The sequence below is a fragment of the Salinisphaera sp. SWV1 genome (assembly GCF_052044155.1).
Taxonomy (GTDB): Bacteria; Pseudomonadota; Gammaproteobacteria; order Nevskiales; family Salinisphaeraceae; genus Salinisphaera.
The window spans coordinates 133683-140501 of sequence record NZ_JBQDYE010000006.1 but is presented as its reverse complement, the minus strand read 5'-3'; the positions used below and the strand labels follow the sequence as shown (position 1 = coordinate 140501).

Annotated in this window: 5 protein-coding genes; 1 reads left to right on the top strand and 4 read right to left on the bottom strand. The window is 64.2% G+C overall.

The genetic code is table 11. From position 1 onward, the window contains the following. Nucleotides 1-195: 195 nt before the first annotated feature. Together folE2 and ACS8YF_RS04765 are read right to left on the bottom strand one after the other, a co-directional pair. Nucleotides 196-1059 carry a GTP cyclohydrolase FolE2 gene (folE2, locus tag ACS8YF_RS04770; RefSeq protein WP_440849071.1) on the bottom strand — a complete coding sequence of 288 codons (864 nt, stop codon included), beginning with the start codon at nucleotides 1057-1059 and terminating at the stop codon, nucleotides 196-198. Between the two features lie 152 nt (nucleotides 1060-1211). Further along, entirely contained in the window at nucleotides 1212-1553 is a 342-nt protein-coding gene (locus ACS8YF_RS04765) for a histidine triad nucleotide-binding protein (protein WP_440849070.1), read from the bottom strand. Nucleotides 1554-1690: 137 nt separating this feature from the next. Between ACS8YF_RS04765 and ACS8YF_RS04760 the strand changes: the two genes are divergently transcribed. Further along, nucleotides 1691-3703, top strand: a complete 2013-nt coding sequence (locus ACS8YF_RS04760) for an SDR family oxidoreductase (RefSeq protein WP_440849069.1) — start codon at nucleotides 1691-1693, stop codon at nucleotides 3701-3703. A gap of 50 nt (nucleotides 3704-3753) precedes the next feature. Here the strand turns inward: ACS8YF_RS04760 and ACS8YF_RS04755 are convergent, their stop codons facing one another. Next, nucleotides 3754-4833, bottom strand: a complete 1080-nt coding sequence (locus tag ACS8YF_RS04755; protein ID WP_440849068.1) for a 3-deoxy-7-phosphoheptulonate synthase — start codon at nucleotides 4831-4833, stop codon at nucleotides 3754-3756. Nucleotides 4834-5011: 178 nt separating this feature from the next. Continuing rightward, nucleotides 5012-6670, bottom strand: coding sequence for a methyl-accepting chemotaxis protein (locus tag ACS8YF_RS04750; RefSeq protein ID WP_440849067.1), 1659 nt, complete (start codon nucleotides 6668-6670; stop codon nucleotides 5012-5014). Between the last annotated feature and the right edge of the window lie 149 nt (nucleotides 6671-6819).

Genomic DNA, 6819 nt, shown 5'->3' with positions numbered 1-6819 from the left:
TGGTCGGACTTCGGCTCGACCGCAGGCACTCAGCCGTCGGGCAGGTCCTTATTCCGCTCGATCATGGCGTAAGCGGAGTGGTTGTGGCTGGATGAGAAGTCGGCCGACTCAGCGACGTCAGAGCAGGGTTCCCGCAGCGCAAGCTGCGGGATGCGTTCGCTGATGTTGGTCGGACTTCGGCTCGACCGCAGGCACTCAGCCGTCGGGCAGGTCCTTATTCCGCTCGATCATGGCGTAAGCGGAATGATTATGGATTGATTCGAAGTTCTCCGACTCCACCCGATAACTGCGAAAGCGATCGTCGTCGTTCAGCCGGGTGGCGATATCGCGAACCACATCCTCGACGAACTTCGGATTTTCGTAGGCCCGCTCGGTGACGGCCTTCTCGTCGATGCGTTTGAGGATGCCGAACAATTCACAGGAGCCTTCGGATTCCGCGATGTCGATCAGCTCCTCGGCCCAGAAGAAGGCGTTCGCCTTGACGCGGATCGTCACCAGCGAGCGCTGGTTGTGGGCGCCATAGTCGGAGATACCCTTCGAGCAGGGGCATAGTGTGGTGACCGGCACCTTGACCTCGACATGCATGTCGGTGTGCCCGTCGACCCGATCGCCGATGAAGGTGACTTCGTAGTCCATGACCCCCTTTTCGCCCGTGATCGGTGCGTACTTGTCGACGAAGTACGGGAAGGTCATCTCGATGTGGCCGTTGTCGGACTCGAGCCGTTCGGTCATCTCGCCGAGCATGGTCTTGAACGATTCGAGCGTGATCTGGTGTTCGTGGGCGTTGAGGATCTCCACGAAGCGCGACATGTGCGTGCCCTTGAACTCATGGGGCAGATTGACGTACATGCCGAATGTGGCGACCGTGGACTGATGGCCGCCGACGCGCTGGGCGATCGACACCGGGTGCCGGATATCGCAGATACCCACCTTGTTGATGGCCAGGTTGCGGGGATCGGACCGGCCCTGGACGTCTTCGATATCCTCGGTCGCGGCGCGGCCGTGGCCGCGCGGGCCACGCGCGCCGGCATGAGTAGCAGATTTTGCGGTCGTGCTCATTGACTGTTCGTGCTTGGGGAAAGAGGGGCGGCCGGGACGGGGCTCGTGAGCGGGGTCCCGGCGTCGTCTCCGGGCGGCACGCCCGCGACGAGGTTACCGACATGACAATAAAGCTAAACAGAAAAAAAACAAGTCCGCCGTGGCGCGGGCGATCAGCCCGGCGGCCACTGGAAGCCGCGCCCGCCCAGCACATGCAGGTGCATGTGGAACACGGTCTGACCGGCCGCTTCGCCGTTGTTCATCACCAGCCTGAAGGCGTCCCCGTAGCCTTCGTCGCGTGCCACGCGGCGTGCCACAAGCATCAGGTGGCCGAGCAGTTCGCCGTCTTCCGCCTCGGCATGAGCCAGCATTGCAAGCGGCTTTTTGGGGATCACGAGTACGTGGAGCGGCGCCTGGGGGTTAACGTCGCGAAAGGCCAGACACTGATCGTCCTCGAACACGATGTCGGCTTCGACCTCGCGGTTGATGATCTTGCTGAAGATAGTCTCGCTCATGGTGTCACCAGTCGGGCATGAGGGGGCATTCTGTCAGATGTGGCCGGTGTCGGCAGGTATTGGCGTGGCGGCTCGCTTGGCCTACCGTAGTGTTGCGGATGAGCAGGGCACCGGTTCCAAACAGAGAGCGATAATTGATGAAATATCTGGTCACCGGTGCGACCGGCTTTATCGGACGGTTTCTGGTGGCGGGCCTGCTGGCGCGCCGCTCGGCGACGGTCTACGTGCTCATGCGCCGCGCAAGCGCGGGGAAAATGGAGGCCCTGCGCGAGGCGTTGGGCGCCGATCCGGAGCGCCTGATCCCGGTCTGGGGCGATATCACGCGGGAGGGGGTGATCGATGCGGCGGCGCGCGCCGAGCTGGCCGGCACCATCGATCATGTCTTTCATCTGGCCGCGGTGTACGACATGAACATGAGCGACGCCCAGGCCGATCGTGTCAACAGCCAGGGCACGGCCAACGTGGTGGCGCTGGCCCATGCGTTGGCCAACGAGAGCCGCCGCAAGCCGGTCTTTCACCACATGTCCTCGGTGGCGATCGCCGGTGCCGACCATGAAGGCGTGTTCAGCGACGACATGTTCGATGTCGGCCAGCAGCTGCCGCACCCCTACTACCGCACCAAGTTTCAGTCCGAGGCGATCGTGCGCGAGCGCGCCGAGGTGCCGTGGAAAGTCTATCGGCCGGGTATGGTGGTCGGCGATTCCAGGACCGGCCAGATCGACAAGATCGACGGGCCTTACTATTTCTTTCCGGCGATCAAGGCGCTGCGCGACCGCCTGCCGAAATGGCTGCCGCTGCTGGGTATCGAGGGTGGCCTGATGCCGGTGGTTCCGGTCGATTATGTGGCCGAGGCCATGGTGCACATCGCCCACAAGCGCTCGGGCCATGGCAGGGCCTACTTCCTGATCCAGCCGGATCCGCCGACGGCCGGCGAGATGCTGAAGACATTCGTGCGCGCCGCACACGGTCCGGACGTCATCCATAACCTGCCCAGCCAGCAGTGGTCGGCGGCCACCGAACGCCAGGTCAAGCAGCTCGCCGGGCGTCTGCCCCTGGCCGGCTGGTTCGAAAAGCGTCTTTCGAAGACCCTGGGCGTGCCGTTGTCGATCCTCGGCTACATCAACAACCGCGCGATTTTCGACGACGCCAATACGCGCGCGGCGCTGGCCGGCAGCGGGATCCGATGTCCGAAACTGCCGGATTACGCCGAGACGCTCTGGCGCTACTGGGAGATGCATATCGACTGCGACGTCGAGGTGCCGGCCACGCTGGTGCGGCGTGTTTCGGGCCGCGTGGTGGTGATCACCGGGGCGTCCAGCGGCATCGGTTTCATGACCGCCAAGAAGATGGCGCGGGCCGGTGCAACCGTGTGCATGATCGCGCGTAATCCGGACAAGCTCGAAGAGACCCGGGCCATCGTCGAGCGCATGGGCGGGCGGGCCTTCGCCTACTCCTGCGATCTGTCGCGTCTGGAGGCGATCGACGAATGCACGGCCACGATCCTGCGCGATCATCGGCACGTGGATATTCTCATCAACAACGCCGGCCACTCGATCCGGCGTGCGGTGTTCGAGTCGTTGGGGCGCTTCCACGATTACGAGCGCACCATGCAGCTCAACTATTTCGGCGCGATCCGGATGATCTTCAATCTGCTGCCCTCGATGGCCAAGCGCCGGGCGGGGCATATCATCAATATCTCGTCGATCGGCGTGCTGACCAACGCGCCGCGGTTCTCGGCTTATGTGGCCTCCAAGGCGGCCCTGGATGCCTTCTCGCGCTGTCTATCGCCCGAGGTGGCCTCGCGCAACATCGACCTGACCACGATCTACATGCCGCTGGTGCGCACCCCCATGATCGCGCCGACCAAGCTTTACGACTATGTCCCGGCGCTTACGCCCGAACAGGCCGCCAACATGATCGTGGCCGCCGTCATCGATCGGCCCAAGAGCATCGCCTCGCCGCTGGGAACCACCGCCCAGGTCAGCTATGCCGTGTGGCCGAAGCTCAACGACTTCGTGCTGCACAAGGCCTTTCACATGTTCCCGTCGTCCCGGGCTTCGCGCGGTTACGCCGGGCGCAACGCCCAGCCGGAAAAGCCCGACATTCGCGCACGGTTGCTGGCCGCCATTCTGCCCGGCCCCTACTGGTAAACAAAAAAACCGCCTTTCGGCGGTTTTTCCCTGGTGCGCGTGGCGGCCGCTTAGTAGTCGTCGTCGCCGTTGCGCAGGCCGCGCCGCTCGGCCACCGCGTGCGCCAGTTCGTCGAGCAGCGTCTGCGTGTCTTCCCAGCCGAGACAGGCATCGGTGATCGACACGCCGTAGTCCGGTTTAACGCCCGGTACCAGTTTCTGGTTGCCTTCCTGCAGATGCGACTCGATCATGACGCCGAAGATCGCCCGGCTGCCGGCGGCAATCTGGCCCGATACGTCGTCGCCGACCTCGAGCTGCTTTTTGTGCTGTTTGCGACTGTTCGCGTGCGAGAAATCGATCATGACGCGGGCGGGCAGGTCGGCCTGGCCGAGCTGGGCCACGGCGCCGGCCACCGAGTCCGCATCGTAGTTCGGCCCGTTATTGCCGCCACGCAGAATCAGGTGACTGTCGGCGTTGCCGGCGGTGGCAAAGATCGCCGAGCGGCCCTCCTTGGTCAGTGACAGGAAGTGATGCGGATGGCCGGCCGCACCCACGGCATCGACCGCAATCTTGATCGAGCCGCCGGTGCCGTTCTTGAAGCCGACCGGGCAGGACAGCCCCGAGGCCAGCTCGCGGTGCCCCTGCGATTCGGTGGTCCGTGCGCCGATTGCGCCCCAGGACACCAGATCCGCCAGATATTGCGGCGTGATCAGGTCGAGGAATTCCACACCGGCGGGCACGCCCTGGTCGGCCAGCTGCGAGAGCAGGTTGCGGGCCAGACGCACGCCCTTGTTGATCTTGAACGAATCATCCAGATCGGGGTCGTTGATCAGACCCTTCCAGCCGACGGTCGTGCGCGGTTTCTCGAAATAGACGCGCATGACGATCAGCAGATCGCGCGCGTACGTCGAGCGGGCTTGTTTGAGTTTCTCGGCGTATTCGAGGGCGGCGTCCACATCGTGAATCGAGCAGGGCCCGACCACGACCACCAGGCGGTCGTCCTCGCCGGCGAGGATCTTCTGGATCCCGGATCGGGCCTCGAAGACCGTGTTGGAAGCGGTCTCCGAGACCGGCAGCTCGGCCAGCAAGGCCTCGGGCGAGATCAATTCCTGAATGCCTTTGATACGCAGGTTGTCGGTTTCGTGTTTCATGGCCCTAATCGCGGTAAAAACGGCGCTCTGAGCGAGCCCGGCGAGTCTAGCAGACCTGTGCCGCGCAGACCGGGCTGCACTTGCCCGGCACGCCGCTTCGGCTGCGGTGCCGGAGCGGCGGCGCCGCCGTGTCGCGGCCCGGGGCCGGCGGGACGCAACCAGGCGAGCGCGCCTGCGCTTACGCGCTTGTGAATGCCTCGTCCGCGACGCGGAATCGATCCACCGTGTGCCGCAGTTCGCCGGCCTGGTCCTTGAGCGACTGCGACGCGGCCGAGGCCTGTTCCACCAGCGCCGCGTTCTGCTGGGTCACCTCGTCCATCTGGGTGACCGCCTGATTGACCTGCTCGATGCCGCGTGATTGCTCGGTCGACGCGGTCGAGATCTCGGACATGAGCGTGCGCGTCTGCTCGACGTGTTCGCCCAGCGTATCCATGGAGGTGCTCGCCTGATCGACACGCTCGGCGCCGGTGTGCGCGCAGGACACCGAGCGCTCGACCAGCCCGGAGATGTTCTTGGCGGCATCGGCGGAGCGGTGGGCCAGCTTGCGGACTTCGCTGGCCACGACGGCGAAGCCGCGGCCGTGCTCGCCGGCACGCGCCGCCTCGACCGAGGCGTTGAGCGCGAGCAGGTTGGTCTGGAAAGCGATGTCGTCGATCAGCGTGGTGATCTGCGAGATCTCGTCGGCGCCCTGCCGGATCTGGCTCATCGTATCGACCACTTCGCCGATCAGGCGCCGGCTGTCTTCCAGCGCCTGGCTGCTCTTGGTGGCGAGCTCGCTGGCGTTGCTGGCGTGACCGGCGTTGTTGGAGACGGTGGCTGTGAGCTCTTCCATGCTCGCCGCGGTTTCCTCCAGGGAGGCGGCCTGTTGCTGGGTTCGGGTCGACAGGTCGGCGTTGCCGTCGGCGATCTCGCCGGCCGCGCTGTCGATCGATTCGCTGCCCTGGCGAATGCGCGCGATCATCGCCGCCAGGTCGCGGCGCATGGCTTCCAGGCTGGCCATGAGGCTGTTGGCGTGGCGCCTGGTGATCTCGGTGGACTGACTGAGATCGCCGGTCGCCATGCGCTCGAGCTGGCGGCGCGCTTCATAGGTTTCACCGCCGAGTTCGCGATAGATGTTGCGGCCGATTAGGATGAAAATCAGCATGATGATCAGGGTGAAGCCGCCGAGCGTGGCGCCGTACCGGATCAGTTCTTGCACGAATATCGTGTGCAGGTCGTCGATGTAGACCCCGGCCGCGATATCCCAGCCCCAGGGCTTGAATTGCGTGACATAGCTCAGCTTCGGCAATTCCGGCCCGTTCTTGGCACGTGGCGCCGAATAGTAGACGTAGCCCGCACCGTTCTTGCGAGCGGCTTCGCTGAGCCGGCGGTAGACGTGAACGCCGTTGACGTCCTTGAAGTCGCTCTCGTTCGTTCCGGCCTTGTGGCGCGGATGCCAGATGATGTTGTCGTCGGAGTCGAAGACGAAAACATAGTCCTTGTGGTTGGCGCCAAAGCGCATGTTCGACAGCGCCTGGATGGCCCGCTGCTTGGCCTGCTGCTCGCTCATTTCGCCATTGGCGGCGCGTTTTTCGAAACCGGCGATCATGGTTTCGGCCATGGCCACGGTGTTACGCAAACCCGCCTTTCGGGAGGAATAGATTTCCGAGCGCACGTTGTGACCGAATATGGCCACGATGCCAACAGCCAGCACGAGCAGAAAGACCAGTGCAACGCCGATCTTGTACTTGAGCGGCCAACCGCGGGCGACCGTGCGTGTGCCCTCGGTATGTGGTGTGCCGCTGTCAGTCTCGTCAGAGACCGGGTCGATCGCGAGATCCCATTGGCTTGTGGCCATTCATCACTCCCCTTTGCCTTGCCGATGCCATAGGTTTAATTCCAGGGGATACATCGGCGGTACGGCGCGCTACTTGAGCGCGCCGTACCGGGCGGAAATAAGCAGGGCGGGGTCGACGATCGAGCAGGTCGCCGGGTTGGCCGGGCCAG

Coding starts and splice junctions, on each gene's coding strand:
- folE2 (WP_440849071.1), bottom strand. CDS start 1,059: ATGAGCACGACCGCAAAATCTGCTACTCATGCCGGCGCGCGTGGCCCG.
- ACS8YF_RS04765 (WP_440849070.1), bottom strand. CDS start 1,553: ATGAGCGAGACTATCTTCAGCAAGATCATCAACCGCGAGGTCGAAGCC.
- ACS8YF_RS04760 (WP_440849069.1), top strand. CDS start 1,691: ATGAAATATCTGGTCACCGGTGCGACCGGCTTTATCGGACGGTTTCTG.
- ACS8YF_RS04755 (WP_440849068.1), bottom strand. CDS start 4,833: ATGAAACACGAAACCGACAACCTGCGTATCAAAGGCATTCAGGAATTG.
- ACS8YF_RS04750 (WP_440849067.1), bottom strand. CDS start 6,670: ATGGCCACAAGCCAATGGGATCTCGCGATCGACCCGGTCTCTGACGAG.